The sequence below is a fragment of the Marinomonas sp. 63XJN7_7_ISO-PGPR-S23-202 genome, from assembly GCF_056173505.1.
The window spans coordinates 1,121,380-1,137,618 of record NZ_CM149677.1 but is presented as its reverse complement, the minus strand read 5'-3'; the positions used below and the strand labels follow the sequence as shown (position 1 = coordinate 1,137,618).

Here is a 16,239-nt window from a genome sequence, read left to right as displayed (position 1 = left end):
ACCCTTAAGGGTTAAATAAGTGTCAGACCTTAAAAGACTTTACCATCGCTTTCATGATAGCTGAGCCAAGATGTGATCAAACTCTCTATTTGACTTTGTCACCTCACCTTGCCAACTCAACGTACCTAATAAAGGGGCAGCTAGTAACGCTTGCAAACTGGCCAAATTTTCCTCATAACGAGGCATGGTTTCTTGACCGCTATTCGCTACCCACCCAACCAAAGACAGCCCATCTCGCACAATCGCTTCGGCACTTAACAACGCATGATTCAGACAGCCCAACGTCATATTGACAACAAGAATCACGGGGAAGCCAAGCGATTTTGCCAAATCAGATAACATTTCTCTATCATTTAACGGAACACGCCAACCACCCGCCCCTTCAATCAGTGCCAAATCATGAGGTGTTAATAAAGCCCCTTTTAAATAGCCTTCCAAACGAGAAACCGTTACTAACCGACCCTCATCCGCTGCGGCAATATGCGGTGCAATAGCAGACGCTAACACCACAGGGTTGACTTGCTCATAAGGTAATTGAACACTGCTTGAGGACTGAATCAGTAATGCATCGTTATTACGTAATACACCGTCAATCTTATCCGCCCCTGCAGCAATCGGCTTAAGGCCCAAGGAGCGCTGCCCCGCGCGTTCCGCTGCTCTTAATAAGCCTGTAGTCACATAGGTTTTACCGGCGTCCGTATCCGTCGCGGTGACAAAAAATTTCTTTCCCATAAAACACTCTACTCTCTTCTCTAACCCAAAAAACCTTTCATCCCAAACATCTTTAAGCAAAGTGTTCGGTCAATTTCTAACAGGCTTTTTGCGCCACAATAAACGCCACTTGATAACTTAACGGCACCCCAGCGGCTTGACGCAACTGGTCGTATTGATGCAAAAATACCCGCCACTTTGAGGGCGACATGCCTTTCGGCGCTTGGCCTGTAACCAGTCCAGCCCCCACTTTTTTAATGGAATCAATCGCTTCCTCCGGCGAATCAAACCACATGGTTATAGACTCTAAAGCAGCAGAGGTTACCGTCCATCCCCCCTGACTCACTTGCTCAAGCAAAGACGCATAAGTCGAGTATTGATTCACGTGGATATTATCATCCAAACTTTTCCACGCCTGATCAATTTGTGGCATAGAGCCGTGACACAGGGTGGAAAATACCATATAGCCGCCAGGTTTAACCGCTCGATACAAACCATCAAATAAAACATCAGGGCGAAGACACCATTGCAACGCGAGGCTTGACAACATCAAGTCAAATGTTTCATCCGCAAAGGGCAAAGCTTCGGCATCAGCACAGATAAAAGATGCCTCTTGGGAGTGGACGCCCATTCTGGCTTGCGACAACATCTGCTGGGACAAATCCATGGCAAGCAATCTATTAGGGGAGAATAAAGAGCGCAGCAAAGGAATAGCCCGTCCTGTCCCTGTCCCCAGATCTAACACAGAGTCCACCGTTATCTGCGGCAGCACTTGGAAAAGGCGCTCAAGAACCTGTTGCTGAAAACGCGCATAAACATCATACGTCACGGCGGCACGATCAAAGCGCTGGGCAACTTGTTGCTTATACGACGCTCGATTTTCACGACTAGAGAGAGTTGGCATCAATAAATTGTTCAATATGACGTAAACAGACAGACTCATTTTCCATAAAGCTTTGATGCGCCACATCAGGCATAACAATCACTTCTTGATGCGGATTCACATCGGCTTGAGTGGTTAACGTTTGATAAGACACAAGCGCATCACACTGCCCAAGGATATGAAGATTAGGACGATCTAAAAGCGACCATTCGCGTCGCACATCTAACGTTCTCAACAAACGCAAACCACCTACCAAAGCCGCTTTGTTCAGCGTGCTAGTCGGTAACAAAGGCTGCAGCTGTTTTACCAGTGTTCGCTCATTGGCCGCCCCTTTGGTTTGCAACATCACAAAACGCTTTAGGCCTTGCTCTGGCTGATTCGCCGTTAGCGTCGCGAAGTCATCGAATAACGCTACCTCCATCCCATGAGGCCACCCCTCTCGCTGCAAGAAACTAGGCGATGCGGATAACGTGATTAGCCCCTTCACACAACTTGAACGCCGTGCCGCCACATACGCCGACACCATGCCACCGAGAGACCAACCGATCCACCAACAATCTTTCGGCGCTACTGCAATCAACTGTTCGCTCAAGGCGTCAATATCGTAATTAGGACCAATTCGAGTACGACTAATCCAGCTTTCATCCAACGAAATTCCCGGCAAGTTTGCTAAGACAACATAAAATCGGTTACTCAAACGTTCTGCTAAAGGGCGCATGACTTCCTTTGGCATTCCCCAACCTGGTACCATAAAAATCGCAGGATTCGTCGAATCCCCTAACTGCTCTGTTTCTATTGGTCTGCGCATGTTTCCCCTTCGACTCAACTAACCTTTACTTAACTAGGACTTATTCGCACTTCCCTTAGCGACCAATACCGACTCTAGCGAATCACATAACAAAACCAAATCGTCTTTACTATGTGAGGCACTCAACGTAATACGCAGTCGAGCACTACCAACTGGAACCGTTGGTGGACGAATCGCCGTACACCATATCCCCAAGGCCTTTAATGCCTCGCTCGCTCCAAGCGTCTCATCACTATCACCAATGACAATTGGCTGTATCGCCGTATCTGATGGCATCAAACGAACAGGAAGTTCAGCCATTCGTTGACGGAAATAACGAATATGACTAGCTAAGATTGCTCGCCGCTCCTCCCCTTCACTTGACTGAATCAGACGTAAAGCCGCCAAGGTTGCACCCGCTATAGCAGGTGACATAGAGGTAGTGTATATGTAAGGGCGGGCAAATTGTGTCAAATAATCAGCAATTTCATTCGATGTGGCCACAAAAGCCCCCGATGTACCAAATGCTTTGCCAAATGTCCCCACTAATACAGGCACGGCATGAGCATCCAAACTTTCTAGAGAAAGACTGCCGTACCCATTATTGCCTAAACAACCTAACCCATGGGCATCATCGACCATAAAAAGCCAATTTTCCTCCTGAGCCAATGCCGCTAAGGAGGCTAAGGGGGCAAGATCGCCATCCATACTAAACACGCCATCCGTCACCAATAGACCGGGGGTTGCAGCTTTCTCAAGCAATCTTCGAGCACTGGACACATCACCATGAAGGTAACGACGCAATGACGATTGAGCCAATACACTACCATCAATTAAAGAGGCATGATTAAGTTTATCTTGAACCACTGGACGTGTTTTCGAAGCCAGTGCAGAAATCACCCCCAGATTAGCCATGTATCCAGTACTAAATAACATCACCCTCTCATAACCGAGCCAATCTGCCAGCGCTTCTTCTAACGCTTGATGGGGCGCCAAATGACCACAAACTAAATGCGATGCGCCCCCACCGACACCATATTGCTCTGCGCTAGCCTGCAGCGCGCGAACCAAATCAGGGTGATTAGCCAATCCCAAGTAATCATTTGAACAAAAAGCAGTATAAGTAGAACCGTTAAAGCGCGCAGTTGGTGTTTGTGGCCCCTCTAACGTCACCGTTTGACGCAGTAAGGCCTGTTGACGGCGCTCGTCAAGTGCCGTCTTTATCCAGGATGGTGTATTAGGCATTGGCATCGTAAAACAGTTTAGATTCTTCCTGCTTCACAACCTGATCTGCAATGGCTTCCATCACCGCTTGGTCAGAATGTTCTTCACGCTTTTCAGGTGTAATACCCAACTTGTTGAATAAGTTCATGTCCTTATCCGCTTCAGGATTGGCTGTAGTCAGCAATTTTTCACCATAAAAAATAGAATTAGCGCCCGCCATAAAACACAAGGCTTGCGTTTGCTCACTCATACCCTGACGACCCGCGGACAAACGCACATGAGACATCGGCATGACAATACGCGCCACCGCAATGGTGCGGATAAACTCGAACTCATCAAGGTCCTCCACATTAGCCATTGGCGTCCCTTCCACTTTTACCAACATATTAATTGGCACACTTTCAGGGTGAGGTGTCATTTGAGACAACTGGCGAATCAGACCCACACGATCTTTTTGCTCTTCTCCCATCCCCATAATACCGCCACAGCATAATTTAATGCCTGAATCACGCACTCGAGACAAGGTATCTAAACGGTCTTGATAAGTACGGGTCGTGATAATACTGTCGTAAAATTCTGCCGACGTATCCAAGTTGTGGTTGTAATAATCTAAGCCAACGTCTGATAAACGCTGTGCTTGCTCATCATTCAGGGTCCCTAGAGTGACACAAGACTCAAGACCTAAGGCTTTTACGCCCTTGATCATTTCAAGTACATAGGGAAAATCTTTTTCTGAGGGATGCTTCCAAGCTGCTCCCATACAGAAACGGCTCGCGCCCTTTTCTTTGGCCAATTGCGCTTCTTCCAACACCTTTTGAACTTCCATTAGTTTCTCTTTTTCCAGCTCTGTATTGTAATGCCCACTCTGTGGGCAATATTTACAATCCTCTGGACACGCCCCCGTCTTAATTGATAATAACGTACTCACCTGAACTTCATTGGGTGCAAAGTTTTGACGATGGACCGTTTGAGCGCGAAACATAAGATCCATAAAAGGTAGATTAAAAAGCTCTGTAATTTCAGCATGAGTCCAATCAAAACGTGGCTCAATCGAGTTAATGGCAGGCATAATATCCTCAAAAAATATGGCGTTAAGGATGGCAATACTAATGGACTGGTCACAACTGTCAACCTCATTTTTATCACAAGTTTACTACAGTATATTTAAAAACCAATGCAGCATCTGCCAAGCTCATAGCAAAGCAGCCATCTGTGAATATTGCAAAATGGGGTTTGAATACAACCACAATGCTTGTTCTGTGTGCCAACGCCCCCTATCGCAACAACAGATAGCGCAACAGCAAATGGCACAAAATGCCTCACACAGTCTGTGTGGCAAATGCCAAACAACCCCACCTCCCTATTATCGCTGTTTAGCCCCTTTACGCTACGAAGGAACAACGAGAGTCTTGATCCAAAACATTAAATTTCACCAACAAGCCCATTTTATCCAACCATTAATGGAAATAGTAAGAGACTACCTCGTCGCTTATTATTCGCAAACAACGCCTTGGCCAAGCCAACTATTGTTCGTCCCAAGCCATCCGCAGCGCATAAAAGAACGCGGCTTCTGTCAGACTCAAATAATGGCCAATACATTATGCTCACTCCTCAAACCCACCCTAACCAGCAGCACGCCTTATATAGCCAACCGTAACCCACTCCAAAAAAGCATTCACACACAAGCACAACACACCTTAAGTCGGAAGCTGCGAATGCAAAACCAACAAGGCGTTTATCAAATTCAGGAACCAGTAGAAGAACATGTTGCGTTATTCGATGACGTCATGACCACAGGCAGTACGCTAGAGAGTTGCGCTAAGGCGCTGCAAAGAAAAGGGGCAAAACGTATCGACATATGGGTCATTGCCAGAACACCCGATGAAAAACACGGCTAACCTGTGCTGTCTCACAGCCAGTTTACCCACTTTAAACGCTACAGATTGGTAGCAAAGATGTGCCGCTTTGTTTAGACTCCAAACGCCTCCACAAGAAGAAATGGTTTTACAATGCAAGATTATCCCTCCCATCAAAGTGACGTAGAGTTAGACAAACAGCTGCTTTGGCACCCTTACACCTCAATGAGCGCACCAACGCCCCAGTATTTGGTGGAACATGCCTCAGGCTGCGAAATTCATTTGGCTAGTGGTCAAATGCTGATCGACGGTATGTCTTCTTGGTGGAGCGTCATCCATGGCTATAACAACCCAACCATGAACCAAGCAATGAAACAGCAGATCGATCAATTTTCCCATGTCATGTTTGGCGGGCTGACACACAAACCCGCCATTGACCTCGCCCAGAAATTGGTTGCTATGACCCCAGAAAACCTGACACGCGTATTTTTCTCCGACTCGGGTTCCGTGTCAGTAGAAGTGGCATTAAAAATGGCCATCCAGTATTGGCACACTCAGGGAAAAGCAGACAAACAATTCTTTGCCACCCCCAAAAGTGGTTACCATGGCGATACTTTTGCCGCCATGTCTGTCTGCGACCCTGAAAATGGCATGCATAACTTATTCAATGGCGCTGTCACCCAGCAGTTCTTCGTCTCTCCCCCACCAACAGGCATAGACACCCCCATTAAAGACAGTTATATCGACGAAATTCGTGCTCTTTTCACTACCAACCATCACAAGATTGCCGGTTTTATTATTGAGCCCGTCGTACAAAATGCCGGAGGTATGCGCTTCTACAATCCCGACTATCTCAACCGCCTTCGAGCACTGTGTGATGAGTTTGATATTCTCTTAATTTTCGATGAAATCGCCACCGGATTTGGCCGAACAGGCAAACCATTTGCAACCGATCACACAGCCATTAGCCCAGACATCATGTGTGTTGGCAAAGCGCTAACCGGGGGTTATATTACCTTAGCCGCCACACTCGCCAGTGACAAAGTCGCCCTTGGCATCAGTGATAATGGCGGTGTCTTTATGCATGGCCCAACCTTTATGGGAAACCCTCTAGCTTGTTCTGCGGCCAATGCTAGCCTCGAATTATTAGCGGGCTACGACATAGAAAATACTGTCAAACAAATAGAAGATTGGATGAAAGAGGCACTAGAACCTTGCCGCACCCTAGATAAGGTACAAGATGTGCGCTGCTTTGGAGCAATTGGTGTCGTTGAGTTAAAACAAGCGGTTAATCAGCATGAAATACAACCAAAATTTGTTGAACAAGGTGTTTGGATAAGGCCATTTGGCAAGCTGATTTACTTGATGCCTCCCTATATCATCACTAAAGAACAAATCAACACGTTAGGAAAAGCGATTTACAAAGTCGCCAGTGAAGAAGCCAACCCAGCATAAAGGTTGGCCTCTTTATCAACTTACACACCTAACGACCATCAAAACCGACCTATCATCAAGACCAACGGCTAGAAAATCTCACCTGGCGATAAATCAAACTTCTTCAAGTCTGATTTGTCGTATTCAATGGCACCATCATCAATGGGTTTATCATCCGTTCGCATTTTCGGTCTCGATAGATCATTTTGTCTGATAACAATTTCAACACGTCGATTCATTGCACGATGCGCTGGCGTATCATTTGGCACCAAAGGTCGGGTATCAGCGTAACCGACTACCGCAAAGCGATTTTGATCCAACCTACCATCAGCAAATAACTCCTCCGCCACTGATAAGGCACGAGCGGACGATAATGCCCAGTTTGATTTAAACTTCTTACTGACAATAGGCACATTATCGGTATGCCCCTCAACAGAGATTGTCCCTTTTATACCGACTAAAACATCACGAATCATATCGATCACGGGGATAAAATCGTAGTTTAGTTCCGCTGATCCAGATTTAAATGAGCCATTATCTTTCAAACGAATCGTGATAGTTTGTTCCTGCGTTTCAACCTCAACGGTCCCTTTAGAAATTTCCTCTCGTAGCACTGAAGCCACTTGCTGAGCATCTTCTTCCGTTTGTTTAATTTTCTTTTCTTGTTCCAAATTCGCTTTCGATTGATCCACAAAAACCTGTTTAGACGGCAACCCCGCACTGTCTTTATTATTTAAATCCGCTTTACCAGGCTTACACAGAACTTCTAACGTATTTTTAGGAATATTATCCGTTTTTTGTCTAACCTCATTAATAGGCGTTGGATCCGGCCTTCCGGGACTAAACTCTTGGGCAATAATGGATGTTCCCATGGGAATAGACTCAGCTTTAAGCTCTTTTTGAACACCAAATGCCTCACGCATGGACCCAGCTAGCTGTTTAAATTTTAAAACATCCATTTCAGAAAAAGACAGTAACAACACAAAGAAACACATCAATAGAGACATTAAGTCTGCGAATGTCCCCATATAAGCTGGTAAGCCTTCTACGCATTCAGGGCATTCTTGTTCTTCTTCATCGCTCATTTAGTAAATCCGGTCACAACTTGACAATTCATTAACAGCTGGGTTATTCGCGCTCAACACGCTTACCTTCTGCAATATAGGTTTTCAACACGCCGTCGATAACACGAGGGTTTTGTCCTGACTGAATGGCTAACAAGGCGTCAAGAATCAGCTTCTGGCAGGTTAACTCTTCGTTTGCACGGTTCATTAACTTAGCTTGGATAGGTAAACACACCATATTGGCTAGCATTGCACCGTATAAAGTAGTCAACAAAGCAACCGCCATGGCTGGACCAATGGCCTTAGGATCACTCATATTGGCCAACATCTGTACCAGACCAACTAGCGTCCCGATCATCCCCATCGCAGGGCCAGTGTCACCAAACGCTTTAAAGATCTTCGCGCCATTGTCATGACGGGTATACGACATATTCATGTCTTTAGACAGTTGGGCGCGAACCACACTGCCATCATGACCGTCGACAAGCATTTGAATACCTTTCGATAAAAAAGGATGGCTCACCTCCTTGCCTTCCAAAGACAGCAAGCCGCCTTTTCTAGCTTCATCGGCTAAAGCGTAAATTTCATCGATCAAAGCATCTATAGGCACACTCTTAAACATAAACGCTTTTACAACCACTTTGCCAGTTGATAAAAACTGACTCAGTGGATACTGAATGAGCACAACAAAAAGCGAACCAACCAATACAATCAAGATGGAGGCTGGGTCGATAAACTCACCTAGCGATCCCCCTAACATAATGGCCATTAAAACAATTGCTAACGAACCAATAAGCCCGATTAACGTTGCGATATCCACACACGTCTCCTACAAAAAAGCTATAATGCTCAACAGTTTTCCTAATTCTAAACGAAAGAGAAGAGAAGGTTCACTCCTTGATCCTTTATTTTTGTAATTTCCCTACAATTGAACTCGAAGATTTCGTCTTTTTCTGTTAAAAATTGTAGATAACAACGAGAGATATTATCATGCCCCCTAAAACAACAGTCCGTCACTTCGAAGACAACCTAACCGATTTGGACACCATAGTGACGCAACTAGAGTCAAATCAACTGTCTCTAGAAGACGCACTTAAAGCCTTTGAAAAAGGGGTAAAATTAAGCCAAGAGTGCCAGCGAGTCTTAACCCAAGCTGAGCAAAAAGTGCAAATTCTACTCGATAAGCAAGATGGCGAACACTTAGAACCTTTTGATCCGGAAACAAATTCGTGAACCTAGACCAATTCTCCAACTACGCGCGTCAACGAGTCGATTGTTACTTAAAGCAAACATTAGACACGTATCCACCAGCCGCTTCCTTACAGGCTGCAATGAATTATAGTCTATTTAATGGGGGGAAGCGTATTCGCCCTATGCTGACATTCGCCAGTGCCGCCCTATTTGCTGCAGAACCCACCCCGCTGACAGATGCTTGCGCCGCTGCCATTGAGGCAATTCACGCCTACTCATTGATTCACGACGACCTGCCAGCGATGGACGATGATGATTTACGTCGAGGCCAACCAACCTGCCATATTCAATTTGATGAAGCCACGGCGATTCTGGCTGGAGACGCCTTGCAAACCTTCGCCTTTGAGTTACTCAGCTGCCCATCCCTTAGCCAAGCTCAGTGTCAATTACGACTCATTCAAGAGTTAGCCTGTGCGGCTGGACGGCATGGGATGGTGACCGGACAAATGATAGATTTATCAAACGTCGGGCAGGACATCGATCTTCAGGCATTAGAAGAAATGCATGCCCATAAAACAGGCGCTCTGATACGTGCCAGCGTACGCATGGGTGCCATCAGTGTTGGTCTAAAGGATATCAAGCAGCTGGCGGCGCTGGATGACTATGCCAACGCCATCGGTTTGGCGTTCCAAGTCCAAGACGACATTATCGACATCACAAGTGATACACAAACCCTAGGAAAAACGCAATTTGCCGATGCCGATGCCAATAAGCCAACTTATCCTAAATTACTTGGATTAGAAGGGGCAAAACATTTAGCAACAAGCCTTAATCAACAAGCAATTGAAAAAATTTCGCCTTTTGGTGACGCTGCGCAACCTTTAATAGAGCTTGCGAACTATATTATTGGTCGCAACCACTGATATACTAGCCCGCTTATTATGACTTTATTAATGTGACCATACTGGTGCCCATGTTCGACGAAATCCCAACCTCACGACCCAACACGCCACTACTTGATCAGGTGAACTACCCAGCTGACCTGCGCAAGTTAAAAAAAGAGCAGCTCCCTAAACTTGTGCGCGAGCTTCGTGAATACATGCTCTTTAGTGTGGGCCAAACAGGTGGACACTTTGGAGCCGGCTTGGGGGTCATAGAGCTGACGGTCGCCTTACATTATTTGTACAACACACCAGAAGATCGTATCGTATGGGACGTTGGTCATCAGGCTTATCCACATAAAATATTAACAGGGCGCCGCGATGCGCTACTGAACATTCGCCAGGAAAATGGTATTTCAGGCTTTCCAAAGCGTGAAGAAAGCGAATACGATACCTTTGGCGTCGGCCATTCCAGCACCTCCATTGGCGCCGCTTTAGGAATGTCACTCGCTTCTCGTCTTCTACACAAGCCACGTAAAGCCGTGGCTGTCATTGGTGATGGTGCAATGTCGGCCGGAATGGCCTTTGAAGCATTGAATCATGCTGGTGATGTGAAAGCCGATATGCTGGTTATCTTAAACGATAACGAAATGTCTATCTCCAAACCCGTTGGAGCATTATCCAGCTACTTTGCTCGTATGTGGGCCAGTAAAACCTACGATCATATTCGTAAAGGTGGTCAAAAAGTTTTTTCCGGTCTCCCTTCAGCACTTGAAGAACTCGCTCGAAAAGCCGAAGAACATATGAAAGGTTTAGTATCTCCTGCCACCATGTTCGAAGAGTTAGGGTTTAACTACATCGGTCCAATCGACGGTCACGATATGGATCACCTACTTACCACCATCAACAACATGAAAGATCGCTCTGGCCCGCAGTTCTTGCATATCATCACCAAAAAAGGCAAGGGCTTCGAACCCGCCGAAGGCGACCCTATTGGCTTTCATGCCATCAGCAAAATAGAGCAAGACAACCCGAACGCCCCCCCTAAAAAGAGCTTACCAAAATACTGCAATATCTTTGGCGAATGGATTTGTGATGCCGCTGAGCACGACAGCCAGCTTGTTGCTATCACCCCTGCCATGAAAGAAGGTTCCGACCTGATAGCCTTCGCAGATCGCTTTCCGACACGCTATTTTGATGTCGCCATTGCCGAACAGCATGCCGTCACCTTAGCCGCTGGTATGGCCTGTGATGGGTTAAAACCTGTTGTCGCGATTTACTCCACCTTTTTACAACGCGCCTATGACCAGCTGATCCACGATGTCGCTCTACAAAATCTCGATGTTCTTTTCGCCATCGACCGTGCTGGACTCGTAGGGGAAGATGGTCCCACCCATGCAGGAGCCTACGATTTAAGTTATTTACGCTGCATTCCTAACATGGTGATCATGGCCCCCTCTGATGAAGATGAATGCCGCAAAATGCTACAAACGGGGTACGAATACCAAGGCCCAGCGGCCGTTCGCTACCCACGTGGTACAGGAAGAGGCATCGAGATAGAAAACACCCTTGAAACCATTAAAATAGGCGAAGCTCGCACACTCCATAATGGCCACTCCGACATTGTGATTTGTAGCTTTGGACGACCCACCTACGATGCGCTTCAAGCGGCTAACCATTTAGATGCAACACTACTGGACATGCGTTTTGTTAAGCCATTAGACGAAGCTGCGTTATTGAAGCATCAACATGCTAAGCTTATTGTGACAGTGGAAGAAAATGCTATCATGGGCGGCGCTGGCTCAGCAGTCAGTGAGTTCTTACTAACCAACAACATCCATCTCCCAACTCTACATATCGGACTACCTGACCAATATGAAGACCATGCCAGCCACGGAGCAATGCTAAAACGAATCGGGTTAGATGCTGATGGTATAGAACAGCAGATCAAACAGAAATTAGCACAAATCTAATTCACTACCCTTTTCTACAACGCAATCCAATATGAAAAGCCGACATAAAAGTCGGCTTTTCATATTCAGCAACCGACCTAAAATGTCCACCAAGTATGCAAAACTCAACGAAAGGGTTTAACTTTGAGACTCTCGCCTAATATAGTAAATAAAGGCAACTAACTTAGGGAGTCAGATAATGAGTAAAACCTTAATCATTGGTGCAAGCGGCCAAATTGGCAAAACCATTACCCAAACAATGGCACAAACGAATCAACCTACACGTGCTCTGGTCCGTGACAAAAGCAAACTCAGCGATCTTGAGGGAAAACAACTTGATATCATGGAAGTGGATCTAGAGGGAGACTTTAGTGCCGCCTTTGAAGGAGTTGACCGCGTCATTTTTACAGCAGGCTCTGGCGCTAAAACCGGACCAGACAAAACCCTACTGATTGATTTATGGGCAGCGAAAAAAGCCGTAGACTACGCAAAAGACGCCCAAGTCAAACAATTCATCTTAGTGAGCAGCATAGGCGCCGATGATCCAGATGCACTAGAATCTAACATCAAACCTTACCTTGTTGCGAAACACATGGCAGATGATTACCTAATAAAATCAGGTGTTCCGTATACTATTGTTCGCCCAGGTCCTCTCACGAATGACAAAAGCCAAGGTAAAATCACTATCAAACGTCCTGATTCACGTGCAGAAATGGCCATACCCCGTGCCGATGTAGCCAAAGCCGTTATGCATATTCTAAGTAAAGACGATTTGAACGGAAAGGTATTTGAACTGTTCAACGGCACCTACGACTTTGATAACGTATTGGTCCCGTCTGCTTAATTTAATCTCTAATAAACCTTCCCCCAAACTGAAACATTCACTTTGGGGGAAGGTTTATCCTATTCAATTAGCTAATAATAAGGTTGCGTTCTGGAATGTTCGCCAAACAGTAGCTTTTTATTCCATCATGAAGCGCATTAGCAATCTTGTTTTGGAACGCCTTTGTTCTCAATTTCTTCTCTTGAGTCGGATTGGAAATAAAGGCGGTTTCTACTAAAGCAGATGGAATATCAGGCGATTTCAAAACAACAAATGCCGCTCGCTCTACTTTACGGTGAAGCACACGCTCACTCTCTGCCAGATTATGGATCATAGTATGAGCAAGATCGGAACTGGCTGATATGGTTCCCGTCTGAGACAAATCTAATAAGACTTTCGCCAGCATACTGCCCTTACCTTTTAGCGATACGCCACCAATTAAATCTGAGTCGTTTTCTCTATCAGCCAAACGACGAGCCATCACACTACTAGCGCCTTTATTTGACAAAATATAAACAGAAGAACCTTTTACAGAGCGATCATCACAGGCATCCGCGTGAACAGAGACAAAGACATCTGCTTTGTGCTTATGGGCAATATTGACCCGTTGACGTAATGGAATAAAAATATCCTTGTCCCGCGTCATCACGACTCTAAAGCCTGGCGTATTATCCAACTTACGTTTCAGCATGCGACCAATTTCTAACACCACATTTTTTTCATGGGTGCCGTATTTTCCAGTCGCACCAGGGTCTTTGCCACCATGACCGGGATCCACAACCACAATAATATCGCGCTTAACCGGATGCCTCTTCATAACGGCGTGATGTACCAAGTTGTTGGTAAAATCTAAAGCCAGACGCCCTGTGTGCTTATCAATAGAAGCGCCATTGAAAGAGGTTTGATGCGGTAAATCAAAAACCACCCGCAGCGTTTTATCATGGTGAACAGCCCAACGAACATTATCGAATAGACCGCTCCTTTTCAGCGACTCCAGATTACTGTGATTGCTTGTATCATGTAAATCCACCACCAATCTTGCAGGGTTTGATAGTGTAAATACGTTGTAATGGGGAACGTGGGCTAAATCAAATGTTAGGCGAGTTAGCTTACCATCATGAGAAGAATGAACCGCTTTTAAAATGTTAGAGCGGGTCGCTGCCAAAACCGGGGCAGAGAGTAAAACAGCACCAGATGCCATTAGGAGCCGTTGAATAAATTCACGTCGAGTAGTACTTGACATAGGAAATACGCCATCTTCGTTTAAGCAAATTGTTTACAACAACAAAGCCTATGGGAGAAGAGGAAGATGGGGCTTCCCTTATCTATCTCAAGTTTTTCGAAAACGTCAAAGAGCGCGTTTTAAAAGCCAGCATTTACTGCAAATCGCCTCGATCAATAGATACCTATTTATACGAGACGCGTGCTCCAAAGAGCAAACTTTTTGTTCAAACTCAGAGAAAAGAGAACCAATTCATGCCTTCCCAAGACTAAGTTAACACAGTTATGTAACCACGAATAAACCAAAATCTCAAAAAAACACTCAGCACTTTCAAAAACTTTACGCTAGAATTACGACCAGAAAAAACAGCCTCACTCACCATATTCCCACAAAACATCTCACAATAATCAAAAAAGGGCCAAGATAGCATCGCTATCTTGGCCCTTATTTTACGGTACTTCTTCTCAAAGAAAAGCGTCACCAAAATCTTAGATAGGGTTAGCAACCAAGTCTAAATGTCTTCTAAATCCCATAACGGCAAGGCTTGCTAACACCCCAACACCGCACACAAAGGCCACATAATAAGCAGGTGCAAGCGGGTCTTCTCTTAACAAAGTACTCACGACTAACGGCGTCGTCCCACCAAAAATGGCATAAGCCAAATTATAAGAGAAAGACAACCCTGAAAAACGAATCGCAGCCGGAAAACTCTTTACCGCGATGGCTGGTACCACACCCGTCAACCCGACAAAGAAGCCGACCAATGCATACATTGGAAACAACAAAGACGTATCATGCAACATGGTGCTGTAAAACATCCAATAGCTCACGCCCAGACCAATACTGAAAATCGCCAAAATAGGGCCATTACCAAAACGATCCGCCAATGCACCACAAACCCAGCAACCGATGATAACGCAAATAATCGCTAAGCTGTTTGCTTCTAACGAGGTTTGAGGGTCCAGATGAATCAGCTTCTGTAACAAGGCTGGCGTCATTAAAATCGTCACCACCACAGCAGCCGTTAATACCCAAGTCACCGCCATAGAAATCAACACAGAAGGAATGTGTTTTTTAACCACAGATTTAATGGGCAACTCTTGCGCTAACTCTTTACGTGATTCCATTTCCTTAAATACAGGCGTTTCCTGTAGCCAGCGACGTAAGTACATGGTAATAAAACCAAACAAACCACCTAGAATAAAAGGATAACGCCAAGCATAACTGTGAATCTCGGCGGCACTGTAAATAGAATGCATAAAGGTGGCGACCAAAGACCCAATCAAAATCCCTGCCACAAGACCCGATGACAAGACCCCACATGCAAATCCCACATGACGCTTAGACACGTGCTCTGTCACAAAGACCCACGCCCCAGGCGCTTCACCACCAATCGCGGCACCTTGCAAGACACGGAAGAACAACAAGAGTAAAGGTGCGGCAATACCAATCGTCTCATAGGTTGGCATAAGACCAATGGCTAAGGTAGGTACAGCCATCAGCAAAATACTCATCATAAACATACGTTTACGACCCAGTATGTCACCAAAGTGCGCCATAATAACGCCGCCCAATGGACGAGCTAAGTAACCCGCAGCGAAAATCCCGTAGGTTTGTACTTGGCGAAGCCATTCGGGCATATCAGCGGGAAAGAAAAGACTGCCAACGACATTGGCAAAATAAACGAAAATAACAAAATCGTAAAACTCCAATGCGCCACCAAGGGCGGATAGACTTAACGTTTTTGCATCACTTCGATTTAAACGACGATGAGCATCTGACCCACCCTCGGCTTGATTAGGTTGAGAGTTTGTTTTTGTATTCATGATTGATAGACAACTACTTTTAAAGGATACTTTTGTTTAAGAGTCCTGCCTGCTTCTACCACGGTTATATATTATGTCATGAACGCAAATTCACGAGTGCGATATGAAGTATTTTCAAACAGGGGGGAATGAAGTTTACTGGTGGGGCAAAACAAAATAAAGATATTTTTATTGATAAAATTGACAAAATACTCAGTTAGAGACTAGGGAAGGTGTGAACAAGTCCTCTTGTCTCAGCATGTGCATAAAAGCGTGCTATTTGCGGCAAGCACCGAATGTGAATAGTAGACCTATTGACGAGGTGCTTAACAAAGAATGCAGGCTTTTGAAAGGTCTAAACCTATAAAGACGCAATTTTATATAGATAGAGCCTCGCAATGTAATC

At 45.4% G+C, this 16,239-nt stretch carries 15 protein-coding genes; 6 read left to right on the top strand and 9 right to left on the bottom strand.

Translation table 11 applies throughout. The features are described 5' to 3' along the window. Window positions 1-51: 51 nt before the first annotated feature. The 5 genes from bioD to bioB all read right to left on the bottom strand — a co-directional run bounded on the left by bioD (window position 52) and on the right by bioB (window position 4,674). On the bottom strand, window positions 52-732 hold the full coding sequence (gene bioD / locus AC0VYG_RS05135; protein ID WP_475431265.1) for a dethiobiotin synthase: 681 nt from the start codon (window positions 730-732) through the stop codon (window positions 52-54). Window positions 733-808: 76 nt separating this feature from the next. Further along, complete coding sequence (gene bioC, locus AC0VYG_RS05130) at window positions 809-1,654, bottom strand: malonyl-ACP O-methyltransferase BioC (RefSeq protein WP_475431264.1); 846 nt, start codon at window positions 1,652-1,654, stop codon at window positions 809-811. Further along, complete coding sequence (locus AC0VYG_RS05125) at window positions 1,599-2,402, bottom strand: alpha/beta fold hydrolase (RefSeq protein ID WP_475431263.1); 804 nt, start codon at window positions 2,400-2,402, stop codon at window positions 1,599-1,601. Before AC0VYG_RS05125 ends, bioC begins: the two co-directional genes overlap by 56 nt. A gap of 33 nt (window positions 2,403-2,435) precedes the next feature. Next, window positions 2,436-3,626 (bottom strand): 8-amino-7-oxononanoate synthase, encoded by a 1,191-nt coding sequence (bioF, locus tag AC0VYG_RS05120; RefSeq protein WP_475431262.1) that lies wholly within the window; start codon window positions 3,624-3,626, stop codon window positions 2,436-2,438. Continuing rightward, a complete protein-coding gene (gene bioB / locus AC0VYG_RS05115) occupies window positions 3,619-4,674 on the bottom strand; it encodes a biotin synthase BioB (protein WP_475431261.1) in 1,056 nt (351 codons plus the stop codon). Before bioB ends, bioF begins: the two co-directional genes overlap by 8 nt. A 28-nt stretch (window positions 4,675-4,702) precedes the next feature. Here bioB and AC0VYG_RS05110 point away from each other — a divergent pair, with 28 nt between their 5' ends. Both AC0VYG_RS05110 and bioA read left to right on the top strand, forming a co-directional pair. Then, window positions 4,703-5,503 (top strand): ComF family protein, encoded by an 801-nt coding sequence (locus tag AC0VYG_RS05110; RefSeq protein WP_475431260.1) that lies wholly within the window; start codon window positions 4,703-4,705, stop codon window positions 5,501-5,503. Window positions 5,504-5,614: 111 nt separating this feature from the next. Continuing rightward, a complete protein-coding gene (gene bioA, locus AC0VYG_RS05105; RefSeq protein ID WP_475431259.1) occupies window positions 5,615-6,916 on the top strand; it encodes an adenosylmethionine--8-amino-7-oxononanoate transaminase in 1,302 nt (433 codons plus the stop codon). A gap of 68 nt (window positions 6,917-6,984) precedes the next feature. Here bioA and AC0VYG_RS05100 read toward each other — a convergent pair whose 3' ends face one another. Next, window positions 6,985-7,980 carry a flagellar motor protein MotB gene (locus AC0VYG_RS05100; protein ID WP_475431258.1) on the bottom strand — a complete coding sequence of 332 codons (996 nt, stop codon included), beginning with the start codon at window positions 7,978-7,980 and terminating at the stop codon, window positions 6,985-6,987. A gap of 43 nt (window positions 7,981-8,023) precedes the next feature. Further along, on the bottom strand, window positions 8,024-8,779 hold the full coding sequence (gene pomA / locus AC0VYG_RS05095; RefSeq protein ID WP_475431257.1) for a flagellar motor protein PomA: 756 nt from the start codon (window positions 8,777-8,779) through the stop codon (window positions 8,024-8,026). Window positions 8,780-8,949: 170 nt separating this feature from the next. On the opposite strand from pomA, the gene AC0VYG_RS05090 reads away from it, so the two are divergent. The 4 genes from AC0VYG_RS05090 (at window position 8,950) to AC0VYG_RS05075 (ending at window position 12,827) form a co-directional block, all read left to right on the top strand. Further along, window positions 8,950-9,192 carry an exodeoxyribonuclease VII small subunit gene (locus tag AC0VYG_RS05090; protein ID WP_475431256.1) on the top strand — a complete coding sequence of 81 codons (243 nt, stop codon included), beginning with the start codon at window positions 8,950-8,952 and terminating at the stop codon, window positions 9,190-9,192. Beyond that, entirely contained in the window at window positions 9,189-10,073 is an 885-nt protein-coding gene (locus tag AC0VYG_RS05085) for a polyprenyl synthetase family protein (protein ID WP_475431255.1), read from the top strand. Before AC0VYG_RS05090 ends, AC0VYG_RS05085 begins: the two co-directional genes overlap by 4 nt. Before the next feature lie 50 nt (window positions 10,074-10,123). Then, window positions 10,124-12,004 carry a 1-deoxy-D-xylulose-5-phosphate synthase gene (gene dxs / locus AC0VYG_RS05080; protein WP_475431254.1) on the top strand — a complete coding sequence of 627 codons (1,881 nt, stop codon included), beginning with the start codon at window positions 10,124-10,126 and terminating at the stop codon, window positions 12,002-12,004. A 178-nt stretch (window positions 12,005-12,182) separates the two neighbouring features. After that, a complete protein-coding gene (locus AC0VYG_RS05075; protein ID WP_475431253.1) occupies window positions 12,183-12,827 on the top strand; it encodes an SDR family oxidoreductase in 645 nt (214 codons plus the stop codon). A gap of 67 nt (window positions 12,828-12,894) precedes the next feature. Here AC0VYG_RS05075 and AC0VYG_RS05070 read toward each other — a convergent pair whose 3' ends face one another. Together AC0VYG_RS05070 and AC0VYG_RS05065 are read right to left on the bottom strand one after the other, a co-directional pair. Next, the gene (locus AC0VYG_RS05070; protein WP_475431252.1) at window positions 12,895-14,049 is read right to left on the bottom strand and encodes an N-acetylmuramoyl-L-alanine amidase; all 1,155 of its coding nucleotides are present in this window, start codon (window positions 14,047-14,049) and stop codon (window positions 12,895-12,897) included. A 467-nt stretch (window positions 14,050-14,516) separates the two neighbouring features. Continuing rightward, window positions 14,517-15,854: an MFS transporter gene (locus AC0VYG_RS05065; RefSeq protein WP_475431251.1), complete on the bottom strand. Its 1,338-nt coding sequence runs from the start codon at window positions 15,852-15,854 to the stop codon at window positions 14,517-14,519. Between the last annotated feature and the right edge of the window lie 385 nt (window positions 15,855-16,239).

What these genes read in the sequence shown, in the direction of transcription:
- bioD (WP_475431265.1), bottom strand. Translation starts at nt 732, where the DNA reads ATGGGAAAGAAATTTTTTGTCACCGCGACGGATACGGACGCCGGTAAA.
- bioC (WP_475431264.1), bottom strand. Translation starts at nt 1,654, where the DNA reads ATGAGTCTGTCTGTTTACGTCATATTGAACAATTTATTGATGCCAACT.
- AC0VYG_RS05125 (WP_475431263.1), bottom strand. Translation starts at nt 2,402, where the DNA reads ATGCGCAGACCAATAGAAACAGAGCAGTTAGGGGATTCGACGAATCCT.
- bioF (WP_475431262.1), bottom strand. Translation starts at nt 3,626, where the DNA reads ATGCCTAATACACCATCCTGGATAAAGACGGCACTTGACGAGCGCCGT.
- bioB (WP_475431261.1), bottom strand. Translation starts at nt 4,674, where the DNA reads ATGCCTGCCATTAACTCGATTGAGCCACGTTTTGATTGGACTCATGCT.
- AC0VYG_RS05110 (WP_475431260.1), top strand. Translation starts at nt 4,703, where the DNA reads ATGGCAATACTAATGGACTGGTCACAACTGTCAACCTCATTTTTATCA.
- bioA (WP_475431259.1), top strand. Translation starts at nt 5,615, where the DNA reads ATGCAAGATTATCCCTCCCATCAAAGTGACGTAGAGTTAGACAAACAG.
- AC0VYG_RS05100 (WP_475431258.1), bottom strand. Translation starts at nt 7,980, where the DNA reads ATGAGCGATGAAGAAGAACAAGAATGCCCTGAATGCGTAGAAGGCTTA.
- AC0VYG_RS05090 (WP_475431256.1), top strand. Translation starts at nt 8,950, where the DNA reads ATGCCCCCTAAAACAACAGTCCGTCACTTCGAAGACAACCTAACCGAT.
- dxs (WP_475431254.1), top strand. Translation starts at nt 10,124, where the DNA reads ATGTTCGACGAAATCCCAACCTCACGACCCAACACGCCACTACTTGAT.
- AC0VYG_RS05075 (WP_475431253.1), top strand. Translation starts at nt 12,183, where the DNA reads ATGAGTAAAACCTTAATCATTGGTGCAAGCGGCCAAATTGGCAAAACC.
- AC0VYG_RS05070 (WP_475431252.1), bottom strand. Translation starts at nt 14,049, where the DNA reads ATGTCAAGTACTACTCGACGTGAATTTATTCAACGGCTCCTAATGGCA.
- AC0VYG_RS05065 (WP_475431251.1), bottom strand. Translation starts at nt 15,854, where the DNA reads ATGAATACAAAAACAAACTCTCAACCTAATCAAGCCGAGGGTGGGTCA.